This window comes from Rhizobium sp. 10N414, assembly GCF_056394785.1.
Map to the genome: position 1 here is coordinate 1 of NZ_JBFTIN010000094.1, position 1,528 is coordinate 1,528.

Annotated in this window: 2 protein-coding genes; both read left to right on the top strand. The window is 60.3% G+C overall.

Annotated features, from left to right (window positions below; translation table 11 throughout):
• Positions 1–1,304: IS66 family transposase (gene tnpC / locus AC1DE4_RS31670; protein WP_477884744.1), on the top strand; the 1,304-nt coding region annotated here is incomplete at its 5' end.
• A partial coding sequence (locus tag AC1DE4_RS31675; RefSeq protein WP_477884745.1) for a UPF0149 family protein occupies positions 1,301–1,528 on the top strand: 228 nt, incomplete at its 3' end. The genes tnpC and AC1DE4_RS31675, both read left to right, overlap by 4 nt.

Consider the following 1,528-nt stretch of genomic DNA (forward strand, 5'->3'; position numbering starts at 1 on the left):
ATATCGGCCGTTTGCCCAAACACCTTCCGCGTTATGACGAGATCATCGAACCGGAGAACAAGCTCTGCCCCTGCTGCTCATTCGAGCTGCATTGCATCGGCACGGACGTCAGCGAGGCGCTCGACATCGTGCCTGCGGTTGTTCGGGTGAAGCGGACGATCCGGCCGCGCTATGCATGCCGGGCTTGCGAAAGCGTTGTTGTGCAGGCGCCGGCACCAGCGCGCGTGATGGACGGTGGCATGGTGACCACGGCGTTTGCCGCGCATATCGCTGTTTCGAAGTTTGCCTGGCATCTCCCGCTCAATCGTCAGGCCCAGATGCTTGCCTCCTGCGGCGTCATCATCGATCGCGGCACGCTCGGCGCCTGGGTGACGCGGGTCGCCTGGTGGTTAGAACTTCTCTATGACGAGCTACTCGCCTTCATCCGCTTGCAGCCGAGGGTGTTCTGTGACGAGACGCCGCTCCCGCGGCTTGATCCAGGGCGCAAACGCACCAAGGTCTGCCAGTTATGGGCGCAAGCGATCGACGATCGGCCGTGGAATGGTCCGGCGCCGCCGGCGGTTGCTTATATCTTTGCCGAAAGCCGCAGTGCGCGCGAGATCGAGGGGCAATTGGCGTCCTTTGCTGGCGTGCTGCAGGTCGACGGATACCAAGCTTATAAGACCATGGCCAAGCGCCGAAGGAAGAGTAATGTCGCGCCTATGCGGCTGGCCTTCTGCCTTGCCCATGCCCGGCGCAAGTTTGTCGATGTCGTCAAGCTTACCGGCTCCTCAGAGGCTTTGTCGATCCTTGCTAGGATTGCCGAGATCTATCGGATCGAAGCGAGACTGCGCGGCGAAAGTGCCGATATCCGGCTCGTCGTGAGGCGTCGCGAGGCAGCTCCAGTCATGAGAGAACTGAACGTCCATCTCACCGAATTGAGCGACGAGGTGTCGGCGAAATCGGCGCTTGGCAAGGCCGTCACCTACACGCTCAACCACTGGAGCGGACTGGCAGCCTTCCTCGAGGATGGCCGTATCGAAGTGGACTCCAATGTGGTCGAGCGTTCGATGAAATCCGTGGCCCTGACGAGGAAGAATTCGTTGTTCGTGGGCAACGAGCGCGGTGGCAAGACCTTCGCGGTCCTCGCATCGCTCGTCAACACCTGTAAATTGAACAGTGTGGACCCCGAGGTCTGGCTTGCCGATGTGCTGGAACGCATCATCGCGGGCAAAGTGAAAGCCAGCGAGATGGAAAGTCTCCTCCCTTGGAACTGGAAGGCTGAGCGCGAGGCGATGACAGAGCAGGAGCGACAGGCGGCATGACGCAGAACAGCCAAGAGACGACCGCACGACCGAAGCTGGATGATGAGGCGTTCGAGGCGTTTATCAGGGCACGTCGTCCAGCATCGCCAATCTGGTCAATGAGCGGCCTCGATGGTTATCTTACGGCTCTCATCATCGGCCCGAAGTTCATCGACCCACGCAAATGGATCCCGGAACTGACCGGTCCGGATGCCCTGAACCTGCCGATGGAGACAACCGAACAT